The organism is Sorangium sp. So ce327 (genome assembly GCF_051530205.1).
GTDB lineage: Bacteria > Myxococcota_A > Polyangia > Polyangiales > Polyangiaceae > Sorangium > Sorangium cellulosum_B.
The window spans coordinates 11,516,242-11,540,346 of record NZ_CP150330.1; the positions used below are offsets into that span (position 1 = coordinate 11,516,242).

18 protein-coding genes are annotated in these 24,105 nt (G+C 71.8%); 12 read left to right on the forward strand and 6 right to left on the reverse strand.

Annotated features, from left to right (window positions below; all coding sequences use genetic code 11):
- Window positions 1-43: 43 nt before the first annotated feature.
- From WME95_RS43175 to WME95_RS43185, 3 genes are all read left to right on the forward strand, one after another.
- On the forward strand, window positions 44-2,515 hold the full coding sequence (locus tag WME95_RS43175; protein ID WP_437905080.1) for an AAA family ATPase: 2,472 nt from the start codon (window positions 44-46) through the stop codon (window positions 2,513-2,515).
- Window positions 2,516-2,623: 108 nt separating this feature from the next.
- Window positions 2,624-3,151, forward strand: a complete 528-nt coding sequence (locus WME95_RS43180; RefSeq protein WP_437905081.1) for a hypothetical protein — start codon at window positions 2,624-2,626, stop codon at window positions 3,149-3,151.
- A gap of 5 nt (window positions 3,152-3,156) precedes the next feature.
- Window positions 3,157-4,068: a 3-hydroxyacyl-CoA dehydrogenase family protein gene (locus WME95_RS43185; RefSeq protein WP_437911088.1), complete on the forward strand. Its 912-nt coding sequence runs from the start codon at window positions 3,157-3,159 to the stop codon at window positions 4,066-4,068.
- 36 nt (window positions 4,069-4,104) lie between these two features.
- On the opposite strand, the gene WME95_RS43190 is transcribed toward WME95_RS43185, so the two are convergent.
- Entirely contained in the window at window positions 4,105-4,782 is a 678-nt protein-coding gene (locus WME95_RS43190; RefSeq protein WP_437905082.1) for a hypothetical protein, read from the reverse strand.
- 34 nt (window positions 4,783-4,816) lie between these two features.
- Entirely contained in the window at window positions 4,817-5,617 is an 801-nt protein-coding gene (locus WME95_RS43195; protein ID WP_437905083.1) for a hypothetical protein, read from the reverse strand.
- Between the two features lie 887 nt (window positions 5,618-6,504).
- On the opposite strand from WME95_RS43195, the gene WME95_RS43200 reads away from it, so the two are divergent.
- From WME95_RS43200 to WME95_RS43220, 5 genes are all read left to right on the forward strand, one after another.
- The gene (locus WME95_RS43200) at window positions 6,505-6,918 is read left to right on the forward strand and encodes a hypothetical protein (RefSeq protein WP_437905084.1); all 414 of its coding nucleotides are present in this window, start codon (window positions 6,505-6,507) and stop codon (window positions 6,916-6,918) included.
- A 105-nt stretch (window positions 6,919-7,023) separates the two neighbouring features.
- Window positions 7,024-7,944 carry a hypothetical protein gene (locus tag WME95_RS43205; protein WP_437905085.1) on the forward strand — a complete coding sequence of 307 codons (921 nt, stop codon included), beginning with the start codon at window positions 7,024-7,026 and terminating at the stop codon, window positions 7,942-7,944.
- 154 nt (window positions 7,945-8,098) lie between these two features.
- Window positions 8,099-8,818, forward strand: coding sequence for a hypothetical protein (locus WME95_RS43210; RefSeq protein WP_437905086.1), 720 nt, complete (start codon window positions 8,099-8,101; stop codon window positions 8,816-8,818).
- A gap of 61 nt (window positions 8,819-8,879) precedes the next feature.
- The gene (locus WME95_RS43215; protein ID WP_437905087.1) at window positions 8,880-10,622 is read left to right on the forward strand and encodes an EndoU domain-containing protein; all 1,743 of its coding nucleotides are present in this window, start codon (window positions 8,880-8,882) and stop codon (window positions 10,620-10,622) included.
- A gap of 28 nt (window positions 10,623-10,650) precedes the next feature.
- The gene (locus tag WME95_RS43220; protein WP_437905088.1) at window positions 10,651-11,124 is read left to right on the forward strand and encodes a hypothetical protein; all 474 of its coding nucleotides are present in this window, start codon (window positions 10,651-10,653) and stop codon (window positions 11,122-11,124) included.
- A gap of 327 nt (window positions 11,125-11,451) precedes the next feature.
- On the opposite strand, the gene WME95_RS43225 is transcribed toward WME95_RS43220, so the two are convergent.
- The 3 genes from WME95_RS43225 to WME95_RS43235 are packed head-to-tail and all read right to left on the reverse strand — an operon-like array spanning window position 11,452 to window position 16,439.
- Complete coding sequence (locus tag WME95_RS43225) at window positions 11,452-12,426, reverse strand: pseudouridine synthase (protein ID WP_437905089.1); 975 nt, start codon at window positions 12,424-12,426, stop codon at window positions 11,452-11,454.
- Window positions 12,423-15,494, reverse strand: a complete 3,072-nt coding sequence (locus tag WME95_RS43230) for a PEP/pyruvate-binding domain-containing protein (protein WP_437905090.1) — start codon at window positions 15,492-15,494, stop codon at window positions 12,423-12,425. The genes WME95_RS43225 and WME95_RS43230 overlap by 4 nt, the downstream gene beginning before the upstream one ends.
- A gap of 21 nt (window positions 15,495-15,515) precedes the next feature.
- The gene (locus WME95_RS43235) at window positions 15,516-16,439 is read right to left on the reverse strand and encodes an alpha/beta hydrolase (protein ID WP_437905091.1); all 924 of its coding nucleotides are present in this window, start codon (window positions 16,437-16,439) and stop codon (window positions 15,516-15,518) included.
- Between the two features lie 290 nt (window positions 16,440-16,729).
- On the opposite strand from WME95_RS43235, the gene WME95_RS43240 reads away from it, so the two are divergent.
- Entirely contained in the window at window positions 16,730-18,232 is a 1,503-nt protein-coding gene (locus WME95_RS43240) for an amino acid permease (protein ID WP_437911089.1), read from the forward strand.
- Between the two features lie 83 nt (window positions 18,233-18,315).
- Here the strand turns inward: WME95_RS43240 and WME95_RS43245 are convergent, their stop codons facing one another.
- On the reverse strand, window positions 18,316-19,935 hold the full coding sequence (locus WME95_RS43245; protein WP_437905092.1) for an AgmX/PglI C-terminal domain-containing protein: 1,620 nt from the start codon (window positions 19,933-19,935) through the stop codon (window positions 18,316-18,318).
- Window positions 19,936-20,631: 696 nt separating this feature from the next.
- Here WME95_RS43245 and WME95_RS43250 point away from each other — a divergent pair.
- The 3 genes from WME95_RS43250 (at window position 20,632) to WME95_RS43260 (ending at window position 24,105) form a co-directional block, all read left to right on the forward strand.
- Complete coding sequence (locus WME95_RS43250; RefSeq protein ID WP_437905093.1) at window positions 20,632-21,555, forward strand: hypothetical protein; 924 nt, start codon at window positions 20,632-20,634, stop codon at window positions 21,553-21,555.
- Window positions 21,556-21,607: 52 nt separating this feature from the next.
- Window positions 21,608-22,504: a hypothetical protein gene (locus tag WME95_RS43255; protein WP_437905094.1), complete on the forward strand. Its 897-nt coding sequence runs from the start codon at window positions 21,608-21,610 to the stop codon at window positions 22,502-22,504.
- 269 nt (window positions 22,505-22,773) lie between these two features.
- Entirely contained in the window at window positions 22,774-24,105 is a 1,332-nt protein-coding gene (locus tag WME95_RS43260; RefSeq protein WP_437905095.1) for a protein kinase domain-containing protein, read from the forward strand.

Here is a 24,105-nt window from a genome sequence, read left to right on the forward strand (position 1 = left end):
CGCCGCGCTCGTGTCGGGCGGAGATACCCGATACAGTTTCGACATGAATCCGCTCGTCCCGGACTTCATCCTCGAACAGGATGCCGAAGGGCAATACGCGGGAGCGATCGACGCGGCTGTCCTGCACGTCTCGCTGCCGGCGATCGTGGAGCTCGCCGAGCAGATGATCGCGCGCCAGGCGCTCGATCCGGACGCGCTGCGATCGTTCTTCGATCCGCTGTTCGAGGCCGTGCACCAGTCGGGCGGGTTCGTCGCGACGCTGTCGCCCGCCGGCGGGTTCACGGCGCTGTTCCCCGATCGGCCAGGGCGCAACGTCACCCGGCACGCCCGCAGCGCGGCGCTCGCGATGCGGCGCAGCCTCCTGGAGCTCGCGGCGCGGCGCGCGCTGGGCGCCGGGGGCGCGCAGACGCCGTTCAGGATCGGGCTCGCCTGGGGCACGGTCCACTGGACGATCGTGCGCATCGCCCCGGATCGCGCGTACTACCTGATCTACGGCCCCGCGATGGAGGCCTGTCAGGCGACCGACCGCGGGGTGGACGACAGCGAGCTCCACCTCGATCGCAGCTTCCGCGAGCGGCTCCCCGCGGCCAGCGCGCGGGAGAGCGTGGCGGAGCTCGACGAGGCCGATCTCCTGAGCGGGCCCCCCTCGCTGACGATCACGTCGGCCCCGACGGACGCGGACGTCGAGGCGTTCCTGCCGCCGGGCGCTGGCGATCTCGCGCCGGAGGGCGAGATCCGCGAGGTGACGACGGTGTCGGTCTCGCTCGATCGGGTGGCGAGCCCGACGGAGCTCCTCCAGCAGCTGCACGAGATCTCGGCGATGTACGGCGCGACGTTCGCCGGCATGACCGTGACGGAGCGCGGCTTCGGCGCGCAGTTCTACTTCGGCGCGCCCGTCGCGCACGAGAGCGACCACGATCGCGCCCTCGACTTCGCGCTCGAGCTGAAGAGCAACGGCCTCGGCGTGCCCCGGCTCGCGGTGGGCGTCACCCGCGCGCGCTGCCTGGTCGGCTTCTTCGGCGCCGTGGGCCGCCGCGAGTTCGCGTGCGTCGGCCGCGCCATCCACCTCGCCGCGCAGATCGCGCGGAAGGCCGCGCCGTCGTCGATCTGGGCGGACGAGCGGGCGTTCCGCGCGGGCGAGGCGAGCCACCAGTGGTCGACGGAGAACATCTTCCGGTTCGACGGGTTCGATCTGCCGATCCTCGTCTACTCGCTCGAGCGGCGGCGCATCGCGGTGCAGGAGGAGTTCTACGACCTCGGCCCCATCGGCCGCGAGGTCGAGCTCGGGCGGCTCACGCAGGCGCTCGAGCCCCTGTTCACCGGGCGCTCCGCGGGCGTCGTGTACATCCTCGGCGAGGCGGGCATCGGCAAGAGCTACCTCGTGCACAGCTACCGCCACCAGCGCGCGCAGCTCATGGACATGCGCCCGCTGCTGTGGATCGAGGCCCGCTGCGATCAGACGCTGAGGACCCCGCTCTACGCGTTCGAGTTCGCGCTCAAGGAGTACCTCGGGATCTCGTCGGAGCTCGGCCAGCGGGCCAAGGAGGCGGGGCTCGATCTCGCGCTGGAGCTGCTCCTGGAGCGGCTGCCCGAGAGCTGGACCGAGGTGCGGGCCGGGATCGACAGGTCGCGCGGGGCGTTCGCGCGGCTGCTCAGGCTGCGCGGCCAGGAGGCGGGGGCCGAGGCCGGCGGGCGCGACGAGGTCCTCGAGGCGCTCGCCGCGCTGCTCGTCGCGGAGAGCTCGCTGCAGCCGGTGGTGGTGCACCTCGACGACGCGCAGTGGGCCGATCGGACCTCGCTCGACGCGGTGCGCGCGATCACGGCCGCCTGCAGGGACCTGCCGCTGGCGGTGATCTGCTCGGCGCGGCCGGCGGCGTCCTCGGGGGAGGGCGTGGACGCCCGCATCCCGCTCGACGCCGGCATCCCGTCGCAGGCGATCGAGCTCGCGCCGCTCCCGGCGGAGCGGCTGCTCGCGCTCGCGGAGCCGTTCTTCGGCGGCCCGCTCCCCACGATGCTCGGGTCGCTGCTCGGCCAGACCGCGGGGGGGAATCCGTTCTTCGCGCAGGAGATCCTCGCGTACTGGCTGGAGGACGGGCGGTACGGGTCGGCCCACGACGCCGCGCGATCGAGCCGGTTCATGCCGCCGCGGACCGTGAACAGCCTGCTCGTCGCGCGGCTCGAGCGGCTCGAGCCGCGCACGCGGCAGACGGTGATCTCCGCCGCGGTGCTGGGGCGCGAGTTCGACACGCGCGTGCTCGCCCGGATGATCCCGGACGCCTCGGCGCTCGTGGATCACCTGCGCTTCGGCGAGGCGCAGCGGATCTGGTCGCGGATGGGGGAGCACCGCTTCGAGTTCTGCACGGTGCTGATCCGCGACGCCGCGTACGGGATGCAGCCGAAGGAGACGGCGGAGCGGCAGCACCGCCTCGCGGCGGAGGCGATCGAGGCCGTCTACGGCGACGATCTCGAGGATCAGCGCGCGGCGCTCGACAGCCACCGGCGGCTCGCGGGCTGAGCGCGCCCGGCCGTTCTGGCCGGCGGGGCGCGGGTGGTACGTGGGCGGGACGTGGAAGCGCGTGGAACCCCCTCGACGCCGCTTTCGAAGTGCGGCAACTGTCCGCGCATGAGCACGGCCCATCACGAGGCTCACGCGGCCCCGGCGCACGACGTGAGCGATCACCATGGCTTCGACGGGGAGCCCGCCCGCGCGCTGCCGGCGGACGAGCCGCCCACCCCGAACTGGGTCCCTGCGCTGGGGCTCGCGGTCTTCGTGGTGGCTGGCGTCACGTTTCTCGCGATGAGCAGCGACGACGACGGCGCCGCAGGGCAGGCCGCGCCGGCGGGCGCGCGCCCGGCGACCGCCGAGGTTCGCCCGGCCGCGGCCGGCGCTCGCCCCGCCCCCGCTGGCGCGCGCCCGGCGACCGCCGAGGCTCGCCCCGCGGCTCAGCCCGGCGCGCGCCCGGCGGCGCCGACCGGGCCCGCGGCAGGGGCGGCCGCGGAGGCCCTGAGCGCCGCCGCAGCCGCGCGCGCGGCGGGCACCGCCGCGCCGGGCCCGGCGAACCTGCGCAAGCTGACGCCGCAGGAGGTGGATCAGGTGCGCAAGCGCATGGAGGCGCGGCAGAAGGACGGCGCCCCGGCGCCGTCGAAGTGAGCGAGATCGCGGTGGTCCCCGCCGCGGCGCGCATGCGCACGGTGCTTGTGCTCGGCGCGGGCACGATGGGCCAGGGGATCGCGCAGGTCACGGCGGTCGCCGGCTACGTGACGCGCCTGTACGACGTCGACGCCGCGCGGATCGGCGCGGCGATCGAGGACCTCAAGCGCGCGACCGATCGCCTCGTCCAGAAGGGCAAGATGCTCAACGAGGCGCGCAGCGAGATGATCGGGATGCTGGTGGCGTCGCCGGATCTCGAGCGCGCGGCGGCGGACGCCGATCTCGTGATCGAGGCGGTGCCCGAGCGGATGGACCTCAAGGTCGAGGTGCTCGGCCGGGTGAAGGCGGCGGCGCCGGAGCGGGCGCTGCTCGGCACGAACACGTCGAGCCTGAGCGTCACGGAGCTCGGGCGCCGGCTCGGCGCGGGCGGGCGCACGATCGGCCTGCACTTCTTCAACCCGCCGCCGGTGATGGAGCTGCTCGAGGTGGTGCGGGGGCTCGAGACCGACGAGGCGACGGTGACGGCGGCGCTCTCGGTGGCGAGGCGCCTGGGCAAGACGCCGATCGTGGTGAACGACACGCCCGGCTTCGCGACGAGCCGGCTCGGCGTGGCGCTCGGCGCAGAGGCGATGCGGATGCTGGAGGCCGGGGTGGCGTCGGCTGTCGACATCGATCGGGCGATGGAGCTCGGGTACCGGCACCCGATGGGGCCGCTCAAGCTGACGGATCTCGTGGGGCTCGACGTGCGGCTCGCCATCCTGGAGCACCTCCACCGCGAGGTGGGGGAGCAGTTCCGGCCGCCGGTGATCCTGCGGCAGATGGTGCGGGCGGGGAAGCTCGGGAAGAAGACGGGGGAAGGGTTCTACCGGTGGACGGAGGCGGGGGCCCAGCCCAGCGACGGCTGGCGCCGCGGGTAGGGAGCGCGGCGGGCGCCGCGCGCGGCCGGGGGCGCGCTACCGGTTCATCTTGTCCTTCTTGGCGTTCTCTTCAGCTTCCTTCAGGCGCTCGGCCTCGCGCTGGACGATACGCTCCTTGACCACGGCGTAGTCCTTCTCGTCCTTCATCCGTCGGTCGACCTGCTTCTGCCGCTCCGCCGCGGTCGCCGGATAGCCGGTCGCCTTGGGGTTGCTCGTCAGGTACGCGCTGTAGGCCCCCCACGCCTCCTTCACCGCCTGCCAGTTCTTCTGACGCTCGCGCAGATCGGCGAGGCAGAAGAGCACCTTGGCGTGGAGCTCCTCCGTGCCCTTCTTGCCGGTCGCCGTGGTCCAGGCCGTCTCGGCTTCCGCCATGTTGCCGGACTCCAGCATCGCCTCGCCGAGCAGATAGAAGCCGAGCATCTTCGAGGAATCCTGCTTGATCGCCTCCTGGAAGGCCGCGATCGCGCCGGGGATGTCGCGCGCCACGAACGACGCCTGGCCCTTCAGGACCTGCTCCGTGTAGGGACTGATGCCGGTGTGCCCGCTGGGATCTTTGCGCTGCGACGGAGCAGCGTCGGGCGCGGCTGCCGCCGGCTCAGGCGCAGCCGCCTGCGGCTTCTCCTTGCCCGCAGGCGGCTGGGCGGCGACCGGCGCCGCGGAGAAGACGACGGCGAGGGCGAGCGATGCGACGACAGCGAGCGAGCGGTCCTGCATGCCCGCCAAGGTACCGCAGCTCAGGCAGGGCGCGCTACTTCCGCCGCGGCCTGAACGGATCCGGCGGCACCCCGGCATCCGGAGGCCGCCCCGCGTCCACCGGCGGCCAGCCCGCGTCCGGCCACCCCGCGTCCACCGGCGGAAAGCCCGCGTCCACCGGCAGCCTCCCCGCGTCCTGCCACCCCGCGTCCACCGGCGGAAAGCCCCCATCGGGGCCAGCGTCCTGCCAGCCCGCATCCGCCGGTCCCCCGGCGTCCGCAGGCAGCTTGCCCGCATCCCCCGGCGCGCCCCCGTCGGGCGCCACCCCGCCCTGCGCGCTCAGCGGCACGAGCCGGCCGTCCGGCTCCGGCGGCCAGAGGAAGCGCTCCTCCGCGCCCGTCTTCCGGTCCACCAGCTTGGCCCAGCTCGCGCGCGGGTTGTCCGCCATCTGCACGCGCAGCCGCGTCGTCACGCCGTTGTCGAACGTCGGACGGCGGAGCAGGGCGCCCTGCGGACGCTCCGGCGCGTCCCCCGTCAGCGGCACGTCGAAGCGGACCCGATCGAGCAGCTCCTGGCCCACGTACAGCTCGATCGCGAACCGGCCCATCACCCGCGCCGTCGCCAGGGGCCGGTCGAGCGCCACCGGCCGCACGCGCACGATCGAGCCCCTCCCCTTCGCGTACTGCACGTCGAAGACCCACTGCTTCACGCTGGGCCGCGGGGCCGGGTCCGGCGCATACCCCGCCCGGGACGGCGGTGCTTGCGGCTCGGCCACGGCGACCACGCCGGCGGCGGCGAGCGCAAGGCCAGCGAGGATCCCCAGGGCGGCGCGGGTGAGAGGGCGAGGCGAGGTCATCTGGTACCGGAAGGAGCACCGAGCGGCAGGGCCGCCTCGAGCGTCGCGGAGAGCACCTCTTCCCACGTCGCGCCGTCGCCGTCGAGCGCTCCCTAGAGATCGCGGAGCTCGTCCGGCACCGGCGCGATCGCCGCGCAGAGCTCTCCGCGCTCGTCCGGCACCGTGACGCGCAAGGCGTGCGGCGCGACGCGAGATAGCGGGATCACCTGGTCCCTCCCCATGGTCAGCGACCGGGCCCCACGATGGCGCGCCGATGGGCGCATCCCACGTGCCCGATCCCACGACGCACTCGCCAGCGACGCCGACGTACACCCGCGCGATTCGCCCCCCTCGCGCACCGCCGCGAGGCGCCGCCGGCCACGCGCACCCGTCGCATAGAGCACCGCGCCGCGTTGATCGCTCCCAGGAACGCCACGATCGCGCCGTGGATATCACACGCCACGGACGAAACGACGCGTGCATCTTCGGGACCTGCTCCATGCGGGTTGATGCCACTCCGCGCCTCGGGATCCTTGGGCGCCGGGATACCGCAGCCGAAGTGCTGTTGGGAAACCTTGCAATACGCGACCACCGCAGCTCCAGGCAACCCAGGATCCCGTCATCATTGCACGACTACAAAATCACGTAATCGCGCAAACCGAAAACCGCCTGGACGTCGAGGCGGGAGGCCACCATATACGAATGCGTTGAGCGGGGGGAACGGCTCTGCTCAGGAAGCGAGCGCCTTCTCCATCATGGGCTGACGGCATACGCCCGGGCAGCCTCTCGGCGCGCGTCGGAGCCCGCCGCTCCCAGTCACCGCCGTGCCCTCGAGCGGCATCGGCGCTGGAGTCTTCGTCGCCATCGGCCGTGGTCCGTTCACATACCAGACAACTGCGAGGTTCAGGATGCGAAGAGCTAATTTCGTTGCGTTTGATGAGTTCCTTCCTCTGGGCACCAGCTCGTCAGCGCCTGTGTTCACCAGCGCGGAGCTCAACGCCAAGCTGGGACAATTCGACCAGCTCGCGATCATGATCGCGATCGACAACGTCGGGGGCAGCTCGATCGGCGGATTCGAGCTCTTCATCGAGCACAGCGCCGACGGGCGCAACTTCCTGGTGGAGAACACCAATTCGACCACCCCGAGCGGCTCAGGCGATATCAGCATCACGACGCTCTCCACGGGCGTCACGAACGTGAAGTATGGGTACCACTCTGGGAGCAGTCCGCTCCTCAATTACGTGCGGTTCAGACTGTACTTCACCAACGCGACGACCTCGGCGCATGTCCGGGTGTACGTCACGCAAAGGGACGACTCCTGAGGGGATGAGCGCCGGCGCGACGACACACGAAAGGCCGGGCGTCGTCGCGCTCCGGCGCGCCATTCGGGCAACGGAGGCGCGGTCGCCCGCAGGAAGGAGCTTTGGGTGGAACGATCCTTTGAGATGGTGTTCGACGATACCTTGAGCGACATGTTCGTCGGAGCGGCCGTGCCTGAGGGAGCCTATTTCATCAGGAAGTACACGAGCCTCGAACACACGGACATGTTGAGCTCCGCGGGCCAGCTCTGCTTTCAGGCGGTCATGGATAGGATCGGCGGCAGCAGGGATCTGCCCCTTGAAATCACGATGGAGCACTCCGCGAACGGCTATGACTGGAAGCCCAAGAACAGCGGTTCAGAGGTCTCTGGGGTGCTGCCTGCGAACGGCAAGACAGCGACGTTCGCAGGCGGCGAGAGCTGGCCTACCCGGCCCAGCCTGCGCTTCGTGCGCCTCCGGATCGACGTCGGCGATGGGTCGGGCACGTTTTCCGTCGCCGTGAAGGTATACGTGACGATCCGCAGGCGTGGAGAAGAGCTTCTGCCCTGGGACGAGGACTCGGAGGACTCGTCGGAGCACATCCCCTTGGCCGAGCTCCTGTTCGGCGTCCGCAGCGAGGTGCTGGACGAGCTCCGGGAGCTCGTCCTCGGGGCGAGCCACCTCGATGGCGAGGCGCGGTACACCGAGGTGCTCGGCAGCATGAGCCTGCGGAGCAAGCGCGAGGTGTTCGGGCTCGTGCGCCGCGTGCAGCACATGGACGTGGAGTCCAAAAGGCTTTTGCTCAACCTCGGGCGCGGGGTCGTCAAGCTGCTGTCGGCAGAGCTCGACGAGGAGGAAGAGGACGCCGGAGCGCGAGCGGAGAGCACGCCGACGCCGGACCACCGGCCGGCAGCGCAGGACGAGCGAGACGGCAGACGAGACGGTGTTCAGGCGCCCCCCTGCGCGGCGTGTGAGGGCGGCGGTACGGACCAAGCGCCTGTCGGCGTGGAGCCCGCCGGGACGCCCGTCGTTGCGGAGCGGCTGTCCTGACACGGTTCAATCAACCCTAACAGCAACCGCAGGAGGAAACGTGAGTGGCGAAGACAGGGTCCGAGAGCTGAGCAGGATCGCGCTGAGGCGCTATCTGGAGAGACGACAGCGCAAGCTGCCGGGACGGATCACCAGGACTGCATACAACGATTTCATGTATAGCAGCACGGCGATCGCCAAGGCCGTGAGCTATCCGAGCCTGGGAAAGCTGCTCGGCGCCTACGACCAGCTGGCCGTCGAGGTGAGCACGGATCAGGTGGAGGCTAGCGTCGGGCCGGTGTCCTTGCACGTGTACCTCGCTCACTCGGGCGACGGGCTCGTGTGGTCCTGGAAGCAGCCGACGCCGCTCACGAACACGGACGCGGTGTCGCTCACGGGGAAGACGTACCTCAACATCGGCTACGATCGCGGCTTGATACCGAGCATGGGCATCGTGCGGCTCGAGCTGACGCTGCAAGCCAACGGCGGCCCTGTCCGCGCGCGGGTCCGCGTCCACGTCACGGCGAACAACCTGCGCGAGCGAGAGTTCTCGGCCATGGTCGATAACGCGCAGAGACAGGTTCCGGGCGCGGACGTCTACGACCGCTGCTATCCGGGCGGCAGCAGCATCAGTCGGTCGAAGGTATGGGACCTGATGGGGTACTGGGCCTACGCATACAACCACCGCCCCGAGCTCCTTAGCCAATCTGTGATCGTACCCCGGGATCAAATGGTCTGCTTCAACGCGTACAACGACTACATCCTCGTGGATCGAGGCAAGGTGGTGTGGAGCTCGCGACTGTACAAGCAACAGACGACCGCGCCCCACTACGGTCCCCCGCGCCCGGACGGAGATCCGCAGCCGAAGACGGCGACCATCGAGTACGAGGAGTGACCGCCACGCGGTCGTCGCATGGGCCTCGACGGAGTCGCTGGCGAAAGAGGAGGGCGCGCGGATGACGATGCCTTTTGAGGAGTGGATGTGGTGGTTCCAGCGCGAGATCGTCGGCCAGACGGGCGGCGCGATCGGCTCGGGCGTCGCTGGGGACGCAGGCGCGGTCCAGGGCCGGCAGATCGCTATGGGGCTCAACGTGGACCCCTGGATGCCGAAGTGGACGCCGTCGACGCTATCCGCAGGCAAGACCAAGGGCGAGGTGCTCGGCATGGTCGGGCTCTTGGCGGACGACGGCACCTTGCTCGACCCGGCCACCGGCGAGCCCATGGACCAGGCGCGCGCGGACGCGGCAATGCGCTTGCTCCTCGGCCCCACGATGGATCGTGTCGACGGCGCGAGCGGCGCCGCGCTGGACAAGGCGCTGGGAGAGCTGGCGCGCGCTGGCACGGGTCTCCTCGACAAGAGTCCGGATGAACGGCTGGCGGATGCGCATGACGCCACCCAAACTGCCCCACCTGCGTGGGCGGATGGGCCCCTCTGGAAGCTGCAGAACCAGCTGTTCGAATTCAGCCCGAGCAAGAGCGATGCGGCGCCAGCGCGGCCCGCGCCGGCGCCGCAGCCCGCCCTGCTGGATGTGCTCGAAAGGATGTACGGTGGCTATACCGTACCCGAGCCGGAACAGCCGACGTCGATCTTCGATCCCGCGCTGTTCGGATCGGAGGTGCTGTCGCCTGCTTCCGGCCCTCCTACGGCGCCGTCCTCGCCGCTAGGATCCGTCGGGGTCACGGCGTCGCCGCCGGTTGCCGGCGTGCCGCCGGTGCCGCCGGTTGTCGGCGCGCCGCCGGCGCCGCCGGGTACGTCGCTCGGCGGCATCCTCAACGCGCCGAGGACCACCGGCGCGGTCGGCGGCGGCGCGCTCTACCAGCCGCCGGCTGCGGCGCCGCGAACTTCGCGCCCTCAGCTGTGGCCCCCCACACCCGCGGGCGAGCTAGCCGACCTGTTCGACGCCGCTTCCCCGGACGCGCCGCGGTTCTCCCGCGGCCGCGATCGCGCGGCGGCGCCTCGCCGGTACGACGACGATGGCGACCGGGGGGATCTGGTCGACCCGTGGAGCCTGCAGGAGGGCGCGATCGGCGCGGTCGAAGCCATTTCCGAGCTGGTGCTGGGCACCGCGGAGGACATGCTCACGAACGCGCTTTACATGACGCCGATCGGCATCCCGCTGGCCATCTACAACATCCACCAGGCGGCCGGCGAGATCGAACGGGAGATGGAAGAGCACGGCGGCGGCGTCCTCGGGTTCTTCGGAGCAATCAACGAGAGGTATAATCCCCTGGTCGGGCTCGCCACGAACACGATCGAGCTCGTCGAGGCGGTCGAGGATGAGGACGCTCGCAAGGTCGGAAACAGGTCGGTCAAGGTGGCGATCCAGGTCCTCGCCATGGCCGCCATGCTTCGGGGAGGAGGAAAACGGTCTGGCGCACCTGGCCGAACGAAGCCGGTAAATTTGCCCTCGCTGAAACAGCTCAAAATTGATATGGATCACATAAGATCGGGCCACATGAAAGGGGGCCATCGACTTCAACCAGGCGCAAATAAGGACGTGTTCCCTGAGACGATGAGTGACAAACAGGTAGAAGCAGCCGTTCGCGAAGCCTATCAAAATGGCCAGCGAATCAAGACACAAAGCGACCTCAATTCGACAAGAGTCTTGGTCGAAGGCACAAGCGGCGGATTGACGATCCGAATATGGGTCAATCTGACCGATCTCAAAATCGAGACCGCATGGCCGAAGTACAGGTAACAGATGTACTGACCACCTGGAGCGCCAAATGTATCAGGGCAGCGATCGACTCTCCATCATCGTCGACACAGAAACACTCAGCCTTACTCACAACGGACCGATTACCGGAGAAGTCTTCATCGAGTATGCAGGAACCATATTCCCTGAAGCGAGATGGTCGGACTTCCCGGTCGTCATTCTGTCATGGTGGTGCCAGGCGACCATGCGCCTCATCAACGGAGCAAAACACGAAGAATTTCTATTCATGGACGGTTCATTCTGCTTCGACATATCACAAGATCAGGACACATGGCACGTGCGCTGCTTCGACGACATAAGCCCGACAAGCAGTCCAATCACTCAAGGATCCCTCAATCGGCTCACGTTCATCGAGAGCCTCCTAGCGGCCGCGAACAGCGTCGTGCACGCATGCACTGAGCGCTCTTGGATGTCGAAGGATGTAATATCCCTCTCGCAGTCGCTCAATACCCTGCGCGTTACAGCCACCTCGCTGGACAAATAGATCTGAAGCAGAGTGCTCAGGAATGCTCTGTACCTGACGTCCGTCCTCCCGCTGGCGCTCGGGGACGTCTGCGACACGCTCGGTTAGACGAGCGAAGCGGCAGAGCCCAATGGGGGCGGCCTCCGAGCGCGCTTGATGCCCGCAACGGAATGGCATCGTCGTCCGCCACTGACCCGGTCTGTGCATGGGTCTGAGCAGCATCAGGGACGACCTGCGGGAGCGGGAGTCTTTGATCGCCGTCAGGCGAGCGACGTTTCGTATCCGGGTAGTGGTCAATTTGGAACATGAAGGCGGAAGACAGGGAAAAGATCAATGAACCTCCTGCCTTCATGTTCCAATGATTGCACCACTCAGAGCCGCCCCGAGCGCCGTGGACAGCACCTCTTCCCACGCCGAGCCGTCGCCGTCGAGGGCCGCCCAAAGCTCGCGGAGCTCGTCCGGCACCGGGGCCAGCGCCGCGCGCGCGACGCCGCGCTCGTCCGGCACAAAGACCGACAGGGCGTGCAGCGCGATGCGCCCGAGCGGCAGCACGCGGCCGCGCGCCGTGGTCACGGCGCGCGCGCCGCCATGGTCGCGATCACCGAGCAGCGGCGCCCCCGCATGCGCCGCGTGCACCCGGAGCTGGTGCGTGCGGCCCGTCACCGGATCCAGGCGCAGCAGCGTGGCCGGCGCCGCGCCGCCGCCCGCCGAGGCGACCGCGCGGTAACGCGTCGCCGCGTCTTTCGCGTCCGCGCCGCCCACCGCAGGCAGGCTGCGACCGCCCCGCGCCCGCGCCGCGCCGATGGGCGCATCCCACGTGCCCGCCCCGTCGACGCGACCCCCGGCGATGCCCACGTAGACCCGAGCGATGCGCCCCGCCTCGCGCATCGCCGCGAGGTGCCGCCGGCCCCGCGCGCCCGTGGCGCACAGCACCGCGCCGCTCACGCCGACGTCGAGCCGCGAGGCCGCGTGCGGCGGGTCGCGTAGCCCGAGCAGCTCTGCGATCTCCGTGACCAGCGACCGCGTGCCCCGGCGCTCCGGCTCCGTCGGCAGCGCCGCAGGCTTCGACGCGACGAGGAGCTCCCCCCAGCGCGCCAGCACCTCCACCGGCGGCGCCCCCGGCGCGTCGCGCCGCGCCGGCCACACCGCGAGCTCGTCGCCGAGGGCCACGGCGTCGCCGGGCCGCGCGCGCCGGCCGTTCAGGAACGCGCGCCCCTCCGCCGCCGCGCCCGCGAGGCCCCGTGACGCGCCGCCCGCGCGCTCGAGGACGTCGGCCACCGTGGGGCCGTCCGAGGGCCCGACGCGGAAGCGCGCGGCCGTCATCCGGGCAGCGCCGCGCGCGGGGCAACGCCGCCCCCGGGAGCTCCCCCGGCGACGACGCCCGGCGACGACGGCGAGGCGCGCTCGTCCAGGCGCTCGACCACGCCGCGATCGCCGTCGATGCGGAGCCGATCGCCCGTCTTGATCGCCAGCGTCACGCCGGGGACGTTCACCACCGCAGGGATGCCGTACTCCCGCGCGACGATCGAGGCGTGCGACATGGGGCCGCCGAGCTCGGTCACGACCGCGGCGGCGACCAGGAACAGGGGCGAGAGGCCGACGTCGGTCGTGCGCGCGACCAGCACCTCCCCCGGCGCCACCGCGTCGAGCGCCGAGGCGCCCGGATCGAGCACGCGGGCCCGCCCCTCGACGACCCCAGGGCTCGCCGGCAGCCCGAGCAGGCGCTCCCCGGACGCGGGCGGCAGCACGACCGGCGGCGGCCGGCCGATGAAGGTGGCCGGCGGATCGGGGCGCGCGGCGTCGCGGAGGTGCTCGGCGCGCCGCAGCCGGACGAGGTGGCCCACGTCGGCGCGACCGCTGGAGAGCGCCGTCGCGAGCTCTTCGTAGGTGCAGAAGAAGACGCTCCCGGGCTCCAGCGAGGGATCGATGCGCCGGAGGCGCCGGTCGATGTCGAGCGCGACCCTGCGCAGCATGCCGAGGACGCGCGTCACCCACGTGCGCATGCGCTCCCGCAGGCGCACGTAGCGCTGCGCGCGGCCGACGAGCGTGCGCAGGAGCGCGAGCTCCAGCCGCGGCACGCGCGTCTCGAGCATCGCCATCTCCCGATCGGCGAGCGCCCGGGCGCGCGCCAGCGCGCGCTCCGGATCACCCGGCGCCCCGCGCAGCGACGCCGTGAGCATCGCGACGACCGGCGACGGGTCCTCCCGCCAGCGCGGCGTCGCGAGCTCCGCCTCGCGCACGGCGCGATCGCCGTAGGCGTCGAGGAACCGCGCGTACGCGTCGCGCGCCGGCCCCTCGGGCAGGTCGCGCGGCCACAGGACGTTGCCGGCGAGGAGCCGCTCGCGCGCCGTCCGATCCTGCATGACGAGCTCGGCGACCCGCGCGAGCTCGATGCCCGGCCCCGCGCTGTCGAGCTCGCGCACGCCGCCCGCGAGCACCTGCGCCAGGTGCTCGACGTTCGTCTCCGCGCGCCCGGCCGGCGCGTCGAGGTGCGCCTCCCCGGAGGCGGAGCGCGCGGAGGCGCGGCGGCCCGCGATGCGCTCGAGCGCCTTGCACAGCGCGAGGTGGCTCGCGAGCGACGCCGACGCGCAGTGCAGCATCCGCGTGCCGGTCCGCTCGAGCAGCAGGAAGACGCTCCGGAGCGTGGTGCCGATGGCGTCGTCCGGCAGGAGCGTCATGTCGAGCTCGGAGAGGGCGCGCTGCGCCCAGAGCGCCTCGCCCTCGTAGGCCGCCACCTCGCGCTCGAGCCGCGCCTGCCGGAGGAGGAGCCGCGGCCCCGTGAGCGGCAGCCGCGCATAGAAGCCGCGCCGCGAGACGCCCTCGCTCTGCTCGGCGAGCCGCGCGATGAGCGCCTCGCTCGCCCCGCCGCTCATGCCGAGCAGCGCGCGCGGCGAGAGCCCCGGGACCTGCGCCGCGATCCGCATGAAGGCGGTGAGGTTGAGGTAGAAGCGCCCGTGCACGTTGGCCACGAGGCGCGCGCCCCGCGGCACGCGGCAGCCGAGCGCGGCGAACGCCTCGCGGAAGCCCCGGTCGGAGAACGCCCGCGCCACCGACCAGGTGAGCGGCGTCGCCGCGCCGGGGAGCGCCTCGCCCACGTTGGCGCGCGACCAGATCGTGTCGGCGTCGCCGCCCTCGGGGAAGCCGCCGCCGCTCACCGGGCGCACCTGGAGCAGCCACACGCGCCGCGCCGCCGAGGAGGGCGCGCCTTCGCCGGCCTCCGACGCCGCCGGGGAGGGCGCGCCTTCGCCGGCTTCCCGCGCCACCGGAGCGGACGCGCCCGCCGCGGCGGCGGCCTCCGGCGGGTCGGACGGCGCTTCCCCGTCGACCACGAGCGCCGCGCCGGGCGGGCCCTCGCCGCGCTCCTCGACCGCCTCGACCGCGAACTCCACGTCGAACGGGCCCTTGCCGCCCTGCTCGAGCCGCTCGGCGAGCTCGGCGAGCTGCCGCAGCGCGGCCTCGCCGAGCGCCGGCTGCTCGGCGCTCGCCTCGGGCACAGGGACCTCCTCGAGCCCGGCCGCGCCCACGACGAGCGCGCGCCGCTTCTGCGCCACCGCCGACGCGACGACCCTGCCGCCGTCGCGCGCGAGCCGGATCGTGTCGGCCGCCGCGGCGCCGTCGACGACCGGCGCGCCGAGCCCGAGCGTGGCGTTCACGAGCCGCTCGCCGGCGTGCCAGTGCTCGCCCTCGAGCCCAGGCGGGGGCGCGGTGAACAGCACGCCCGCGGCCTCGGCGCGCACCATGACCTGCAGCACGACGCCCATCGCGACGTCGCGGATGCCGGCGTGCGCGAGGTACGCGAGCGCGCGCGGCAGGAAGGCGCTCGCCCAGACCTGCCGGATCGCGGCGTCGAGCCCGGCCTCGCCGCGCACGCCGAGCACGGACGTCGCGAGCCCCGCCATCGACGTCTCCTCGCTGTCCTCGCACGTGGCGCTGGACCGCACCGCGAGGCCCCACGGCGCCTCCTGCTCGACGGCCTGCCAGAGCGCCCGCAGCGCGGTCGAGAGCGCCTCGGGCAGCGGCTCGCTCAGGATGCGGTCGCGCGCGCGCGCCGCCCGGTCGACGCCCGCCCTCGTGCCCGAGAGCCGGATCAGCGTGGCGAGGTCGTGCCCCGGCGGCAGCTGCCGGTCGACGAGCTCCGTGAAGCACCGCGCGTCGAGCACCCACCCGCGCGGCACCGGGAAGCCGTCGCGGAGCAGGCGGCCGAGCGAGGCCGCCTTGCCGCCGACGCGCTTCGCGCTCGTGTGGCGGCGCAGGCCGGCGCTCTCGAGCGGCTTGAGCCACTCGCGCACGGTGGGCGGGTCGGTCGCGCCGTCGGCGCGGGCGGTGCGTGTGGGGTCGGCCACGTCGATGCCGAGGGAGTAACACGGTTCGGCGGCCTGGGTCAGGGGCATGTGACGGCCGGGCCGCCGCGATCACGGCGGCGGCAAACCGCGCTGGATCCGCTCGTGCCAGAGCACCATTTCAACGCCGCCCGGCCCCCGATTCCAGGCGTAGTCGTGCGGGCCGGGAACGACGAGAAGGGTGTGGATCACGCCGTCCTGCCGCAGCCGATCGCTGAGCGCCTGGATGGCGGGCAAGAAGGGGTCGGCCTCGCTCGACACGAGCCGGAGCGCGACCGCGCGGCGCTCCATGGCCCGGCGCGCGAGCGCGGAGAACATCTCCGCCTCGCCCGCCCGCACCGCGGGCTGCAGGGCGCCGACCGCGCCGAAGACGTCGGGGAACGACAGGCCGACGAGCAGCGCGAGGCGGCCGCCGAGGCTCACGCCGTCGATGCCGGTGGCCTCGCGCGTGGCCTGGCAGCCGCCCTCGGCGCGCGCGCGCGGCAGGAGCCGCTCGACGAGGAAACGGCCGAAGCCCGCGGCCCCCTCGACGGAGCGGTCGCGGAGGTCGGGCGTGAACGGCGTGGCGATGCAGAGCCCGCGGTAAGGGTGCTCCTTGAGCGAGGCGTTGAGCTGCGCGAGCCGCTCGGGCGTGACCATCTGCCCGAGATCGTCCGGCGTGAGCGGCGGCGAGCGGAGCCGCCGGAGGGCCGCGTCGAGGCTGTAGTCGTCGCGCCACCCGCGCGCGCCGACCTCGAGGCCTCGCACCGCCTCGCCGCGCCCGTGCAGCGCGACGAGGAGCGGCGGCGCCGGCGCGGCCTCGGGCGCGAGCAGCAGCGCGCGCTGCGGGCCTTCGCCCTCGGAGGCGGGCTCGAACGGGAGATCCTTCCAGGCCGAGGGGGACGCCTCCTCCGGCGCCGGCGGTGAGGAGCCTCGCCGGCACGAGGGCGCGGCGAGCGCGGCGAGGCCGAGCAGCGCGCGCCGGCGCGAGAGCGGGGGGATCGTCGTGGCGGCCATCGGCGGCGAGGGTAGCAGCGGGGCGCGGGCGCAGCCCTGGGCAGGCCCACGTGCCCCCATGTAGGCTGCATGGGTCCGGGCGAGGGCCCTCGAACGGGGGAGCGCTCATCGGCGAGACGCGCCGATCCTGACGAGGCCCGAACGGCTCCGTCGGCCCCGGGCGAGAGACCCGTGACGAAAGGGGACCGCTCATGAGCCGTGAGACGAAGGGGGACGTCGGGCCGCGCGCAGGCGGCGCGCCGGGCAGCGTGGAGGGCGTGATCGCGGACGACGTGAAGACGCTCCACAGCATGGGCTATGCGCAGGAGCTGCTGCGCAGGATGGGGGGCTTCTCCAACTTCGCGATCTCGTTCTCGATCATCTGCATCATCGCGGGCGGCATCACGTCGTTCCAGATGGGCTTTTGCAGCGTCGGCGGCGCCGGCATCGGCATCGGGTGGCCGGTGTGCAGCGCGCTCACGCTCTGTATCGCGCTCACGATGGGCCAGGTCGCGTCGGCGTTCCCGACCGCGGGCGGCCTGTACCACTGGGCCTCGATCCTCGGCGGCCGGGGCTTCGGCTGGGCCACCGCGTGGTTCAACCTGATCGGGCTGATCACCGTCCTCGCGGCCATCAACGTCGGCGCCTACCTGTTCATCATGAGCTCGCTCGGCCCGCTGTTCGGCGTGGATCTCGCCGCGATGCCCCCGGATCGCGCGCTGGTGACGCAGGCCGTCGGGGTCACGCTCATCACGGGGACGCAGGCGCTCTTCAATCACCTCGGCATCCGCGTCACCACGCTGCTCACCGACTTCAGCGGGTACCTCATCCTCGTCGTCTCGGTGATCCTCACCGCCGCGATGCTCTTCTACGCGCCCGCGATCGACCCCGGCCGGCTCGTCACGTTCACGAACTACAGCGGCCCGAAGGGGGGCGACGTGTGGCCGGAGACGGGCAGCATGACCACGCTGTTCCTCCTGAGCTTCCTCCTGCCCGCGTACACGATCACCGGGTACGACGCGTCGGCGCACACGTCGGAGGAGACGATCGGCGCGGCGCAGACGGTCCCGCGGGGCATCGTCCGGGCGGTGCTCGTCTCCGGCGTCTTCGGGGCGCTGATGCTGAGCGCGATCGTGCTGGCGATCCCGGACATGGATGAGGCGGCGTCGAAGGGGGGCGGCGTCTTCTTCTGGGTCATGGAGCGCGTCATCCCGGAGAACCTCCGGATCGCGCTCTACGCCGGCATCTCGGTGGCCCAGTACCTCTGCGGGCTGGCGACGGTGACGTCCGCCTCCCGCATGACCTTCGCGTTCGCCCGCGACGGGGGGCTGCCGCTCTCGGAGCAGCTGCGCAAGGTGAGCCCGAAGTTCCGGACGCCGGCGACGGCGATCTGGGTCGTCAGCGCGCTGACGATAGGCTTCACCGTGTACACGCCCGTCTACTCGACGATCACGGCCGTCTGCGTGATCTTCCTCTACATCTCGTACGTGATGCCCACGATGATGGGCGTGCGCGCCTACGGCCGCACCTGGGTGAAGATGGGCCCGTGGGACCTCGGCCCGCTGTACCGGCCGCTCGCGATCATCAGCGTCCTCGCGTGCCTGATGCTGATCGTGGTGAGCGTCCAGCCGCCGAACGACAAGGCCCTGGGCATCATGCTCATCGTCTTCGCCGTGACGGCCGTCGTCTGGTTCGCGCTGGAGCGCCGCCGCTTCCAGGGCCCGCCCCAGGGGGTGATGATCCAGCAGCGAGAGCGGGAGATCGCGGAGGCGGAGCGGGCCGTCGGGCAGATCGCCGCGCGCGGCGGGCCCTAGGGATCCGGCGGAAGAGAGGGACGCAGCAGCCGGCAGAGAGGCTGAGAAGGCGAATCAGCCTCTCGGGGAGTCGAGGCGAGGAATCAGCCGCCAGAGGGGCTGAAGAGGAGGGGATAGGTCACGGTCACGATGCCCGCGTCCGGCGGCGGGAACGACAGCCCGTAGAACGAGCGCACCACGCAGGAGACCACGCCGGCGTCCGGCAGATCGGAGCCGCCGTTGTGGACGCTCGATACCGCCCCGTCGCGGCCGATCACGAAGCCGACCGACACGCGCCCGGTGAGGTTCGGGCTGTTGCGCAGCCCGTTCTCGTAGCAGAGCCGGAAGCGGCCGAAGTTCTGGCGCACGATGCGCTGGATGACCTCGGGCGGGATCCGGCCCGACACCGAGGGCGAGCCGACCCGCATGCGCGGCGCGCTCACCTTGTGGCCAGGGCCGTTGGCGAAGCGCGACGCGCCGCCGCCAGGGCCGAAGCCCGGCCCATCGCCGACGCCGCTCCCGTGGTTGATGGTGCCGATGGACCCGATCCCGATGCCCATGAGATGCCCGCCGCCGCCCTCGCCGACGCCCGTCAACCCGAGCCCGCCCACGCCGCCCGACTCGTCGATCGTCTCGCCCCACATGTTGCCGATCACGCTCCTTTCGCCGTTGCCGAGCGTGTCGGGGCCGCCCCAGGGCGCCGAGAGCGCGTTGGGATCGCCGCCGGACCCCGCCTGGAGCACGCCGATCATGCCGAAGCGCGCCGCGTCGTCGAGCGCCTGGGCCCGCGAGATCCGCACGTCGCGGTTGTCCTTCGGCCCCTGGATCTCGAAGCGCCCGCCCGTCTTCCGGCTCGTCTCGCTCCCGGCCTTGCCCGACTCGCCCATCGCGGCCGCGCCGGAGCCGCCCTCGCGCTCGGTCTGACCGCTCGCGTCGGTGACGTCCTTCGGCTCGGGCAGCTCCTTCTCGGCGATCGCGCCGATCGCCTGCGCCATGAGGTAGGCCTGCTCCGCGCTCACGCCGCCGTCGTCGGCCATGGCGAGCGGGGGCATGAACGCGGCCATGGCCCCGAGCAGGCCGACGTGGAGCAGCGTCGAGAGCGCGGTGAACGGCAGGTTGCGGCGGTCCATGCCGACCTTGCCCGCGACGCGGCGGCCCGCCCTGCCCACCGCCACCTCGAACCCGAAATCGCCGAGCTCGAGCCTCGCGCGAGCGCCGGGCGGCAGCGCGATCCGCCGCGCCCCGTCGAGCTCCGCGCACGGCGCCGCGCGGCCGGCGGCGATCGCCTGGGCGATCGTCATCCTGCAGCTGCCGAAATCGATGGATCCCGACGCGCCCGGCGGGATGACGGCGCTCACCTCACCGCCCTCGCTCACGAGCACGAGCGGCGCCCGCGCCGCGCCGAGGCGCTCCGCAGGTAGGAAGAAGTCGCACACGCCCCCGGCACCCTCCGCCTCGCCGACATGAAAGGCGCGCGGCGGCGTCAGGTGCGCCACGTGAAGCGGGGTGTTCCCCCACCGGATGATCACCTCGAGCGACAGCGCGTCCGTCTCGCACTCATCGGCGGGGACGTCCGGCGCGCTCTTGACGAGCGCGTACGTATAGGAGCCCTCCGGCGCGTCCACGGGCACGTCGGCCTCGATGGCCGGATACGGGCTGAAGGGCAGGTTGCTGAGGAACGGATTCGAGGGTGCGATGCCCGGAGCCATCTTGAACGTGTCCATCGGAGAACAGCCCTTTCCCTGCTCGCGCTCGCGCGCATGTCCGCGCGGCGAGCGGTCTGAATGGAGCGAGCCCTCGAGGGCCCGCCTCTCTCGGCGCGCCCCGGCGCACGCGCGGCGAGCTTCACCGCTCTCTGCGTGCGCCGCGGCTCACCGCGTCCACGCCAGGGATCGACAGCGCCGCCCGCCCCAGGTTCCGGAGCCGCGCCGCGATTTTCAGCGGCGCATCCGGGCGCCGGGGGGTTCCAGTTTCTGGACCGCCGCCCGGCGCCTCGAGGTGGTGGTGGCCCGCGCCATCACCCCGCGGGATCGCGCCGCCACCTCGAGCGGAACCGTAGGACGGCCGACGGCAGCTGACGGCGGTCGACGGCGCCCGGGTGGGCGCGATCCCCGCGTATCCCAGGGAGACCGCTCAAGCCTGGGGTGACGCGATGCCCCCGCTGGCGGACGCCAGGCGATGGCACGGAAGCTGCGAACAACGTGGGTGCGTTGGCGACGTCGTCGAGGTCGACGCCGTTGTCGACGTCAACGACGCGCGACCGCGCTGAACGGAGCGCGGCGCGCTGACGCCCGCGCCCGTCGACGCTGCCCGGCGAAGGTCCACGCCCGAGGTCCACGGGCGGCGCGCCCATGGAGCGCGCGCCGGGCGGCGGGTCGCGGCGAACATCCACCGTTCGAGACAACGAAGGAGTCTAGCGTATGAGCAACAGGCGATTGTTCCATGTCCTCGCAGGGGTTCCGGTGCTCGGGTGCCTCCTTGCGATGCCGTCGTCGGCGCGCGCGCAGCACGAGACGCACGTCTACGGGATCGCGAACTTCGGACACACGGGGGAGTGCGAGGACGACACCAGCCTGTCGCACTCGGTGCACACGAGCACCGCCGCCGCCTTCGCGAGCACGTTCAACCTCCTCAGCATGGTCTCCCTCTGGGACGAGGTCTCGACGCGCAACAACACGAGCGCCCGGGGGAGCTACTGGACCGACTCGAGCCAGGCGGCGTCCTGCGCCTGCTCGGCGAACGACATGGCGTCCGGCTCGGGCGCGGACGAGGCCGATGTCGTCTTCATCCACACGCACGGCTGGCACGACGCCGGGACCTCGTCGACGCCGGCCTTCAGCGGCCTGGTCATGGGCAACGGCAGCTACGACTGCCGCGTCCTGACGAACGAGAACATGCTCTTCGGCAACCCGGGCACGGGCGGGGATCTGGAGATCGCGGTCGTCAAAGCGTGCCAGTCGGGCGACTACGACGTGTGGAAGAACGGCGGATACCGTCAGCAGATCACGACCTCGGACAGCACCATGACGATGTGGAACGCGTTCCACGGCGACTCGTCGTGCGGCAATCACGTGAAGGACTACGTGGGTGACTACTCGATCAGCTCCATCTCCAACGGGGTGGGAGAGAACTGGATCGACGAGGCCTACGACGACAGCCAGTTCAGCAACGACGACGACTGCCCCGTCTCGATCGTGTTCGGCTCGTCGTTCGCGTCGCGGGAGCTCATGTACGAGTACGGCGGGTGGCGCGACCGGAAGAACACCGGACTGAAGACCGGCTCGACCATCTACTACATCGCCGGCTGCGACCCCTCGAACGGGCGCGTGCTGCCCGGCGGATGAACGACGAACGCTGCGTGTTGCCCGAAGGATTCGAACGACAGGAGACATGACGATGACGACGCGAACGATTGGTTTCTGGGCCGCGCTCTCGATGACCCTCATCGCCTGCGGGGCGCCGGAGGTAGCGACCGAAGGGGGCGGCGAAGACAGCGAGATCGCCGCGGCCGCGCAGGCGCTCGAGGGGTTCACGTTCGACGCGCGGGAGCTCGCCACGGCGCCCGCCGCGAGGCTCCCGGCGGCCCGGCTGACGCTGCGTTCATTCGATGACGCGCTCATCCAGCGCTCGCTCATCGGGGCCGATCAGCAGTTCACGCCGCTCAGCGAGCTGGGGCGCCGGACGGAGCGCGAGTCGGCGGACTGGACCTACGAGAAGGACCCGTCGAACGGCCAGGTGCTCGTCCTGCGAAAGACGCCGAGCGGGCCGCGGATCTCGCCGGATGAGGCGCTCTTCCAGCGGAACGCGCTGGCGCGCCTGAACAGCTGGGGCATACCGAACGACGAGATCGGGGCCGTTGTGCAGCGGAGGACGCTGCGCGAGGATCAGGACGGAACGGCGGCTTCCGCCCCGGAGGTCCATCGTTACAAGACGTTCGTGTTCCGGGCCGTGAACGGCGTCCGGGTCCAGGGGCACCGCGCGGTCGTGACCCACACGCTCGATGGGACCTTCAACCGCGCCCTCATCCGCTGGCCCGCCATCGCCTCGACGGGCCACCGGCTCCGCACCGCGCTCACGGCGCCGGAGATCGAGCGGCGCGCCGTGGAGGCGCTCTCGGCAGAGGGGGAGAGAGGCGGCAGCGTGCGGCTGCGCTGGAAGTACGTCGCCACGCCCCTCACGAGCGGAGAGGTGACCCTGACCCTGACCGTGGGCGCGATCCTGGGCGCCGGGGCCACGCCGAGCGGCGTCACCGAGGAGCCGCGCGAGGTCGACATCGATGTCGCCGCGCTGTGACGGGCGCGCGGGAGGAGAGGCGCCCGGCGCTGGACAGCGCGCGGGCGCGGGCCGCGCGAAACCGGATCGCAACGGTTCGGCGCTCGCTGGTTAACCGCGGCGGACCCGTGGAGCGAGGCCGTCAGGAAAACGTGTCGGCAACTCGCCGCATCGCTCGCGCTCCACCGCCGTACGATCCAAGCCGCATCGTTGATCCAGAGCCGCGCAGTCGGCCAGAACACACGAGTTGGGGTGGCGGCGCGCCCGTCATCGCGCATATAGTAAAAACCATGGGCGCGGCCAGGAGCAGCGGTCAAGACCCCCTCATCGGCGCGACGATCGCCGATCGATACCGGATCATCTCGCTCATCGCGCGCGGGGGGATGGGCAGGGTCTACAGGGCAGAGCAGTTCGCGCTGGGCCGGATCTGCGCCCTCAAGCTGCTCCTCCCCGATGAGCGCCTCGAGCAAGATCCGGAGTTCTTTCGACGCTTTTCGCGCGAGGCCGCGACCGCGGCGAGGCTCACCCACCCGAACTCCGTCACGGTCTTCGATTACGGCCGGGACGATCCGCGCGGGATCTACTTTATGGCCATGGAGTATATCGCCGGGCGCACGCTCCACCGCGTGCTCCACGACGAGGGCGCGCTCCCGGAGGCGCGCGCGGGCCGGATCGCGCGGCAGATCTGCCGCGCGCTCGCCGAGGCGCACGGCCTCGGCCTCGTGCACCGGGATCTCAAGCCGGGCAATGTGCTCCTCGTCGACCAGGAGGACGAGAAGGACTTCGTCAAGGTGCTCGACTTCGGCCTGGTCAAGGACGTCTCGGGGCGGCAGCTGGACGAGCTGACGCAGAGGGGCGTGTTCATCGGCTCTCCCAAGTACACCGCTCCGGAGCAGGCGATGGGCCACGAGCTCTCGCCGCGCGCGGACGTCTATGCGCTCGGCGTCCTGCTCTACGAGATGCTCTGCGGCAGGGCGCCGTTCGACAGGAAGGTGGCCTCGGCGACGCTCATGGCGCACGTCAGCGAGCCGCCGCCGCCGCTCGCCGATGGCGCTCAGGGCGCGCTCGTGTCGCCGGCGATGACGACCATCGTGATGCGGTGTCTCGAGAAGAGCCCTGACAGGCGCTTCCAGTCGATGAGGGAGTGCCTCACCGCGCTGAAGAGCGCGGCGGGCGAGCCGTTCGACGTCTCGCACGTCTCGCACGCCTCACGGGCCTCGGTCCCGGACCGCCTGTCCCTGGCGCAGCCCCGGGGCGCGCTGCCCTCCGCGTCGTCGATCTCGGAGCTCCGCATCTCGGCCTTCTCGCCCTCTCCCAGCGAGCAGCTCGTGTCGCTTCGCCCGACGCAGCTCGACTCGCTCTCTCCGCCGCAGGCCCCCGCGACCTTCAGCGGCTCCGTCGCCCCGCCCCGTCACGCGACCGTGTCCCTCTACCTGGTCGCGCTCGTGGCGGCGCTCGTCGGCGGGGGCCTGGTGCTGGCGCTCGGCCGGCGCGGGCCGGACGCCACGAACACCCCTGCCGCCGTCCAGGCCGCCCCCATGCCCGTCGAGGCGTCAACGTCGACTACGTGTTCTCGCTCGAGCTGGTGCTGCCCTGATCGCTGGCAGCGCGGCCGGCCCTGA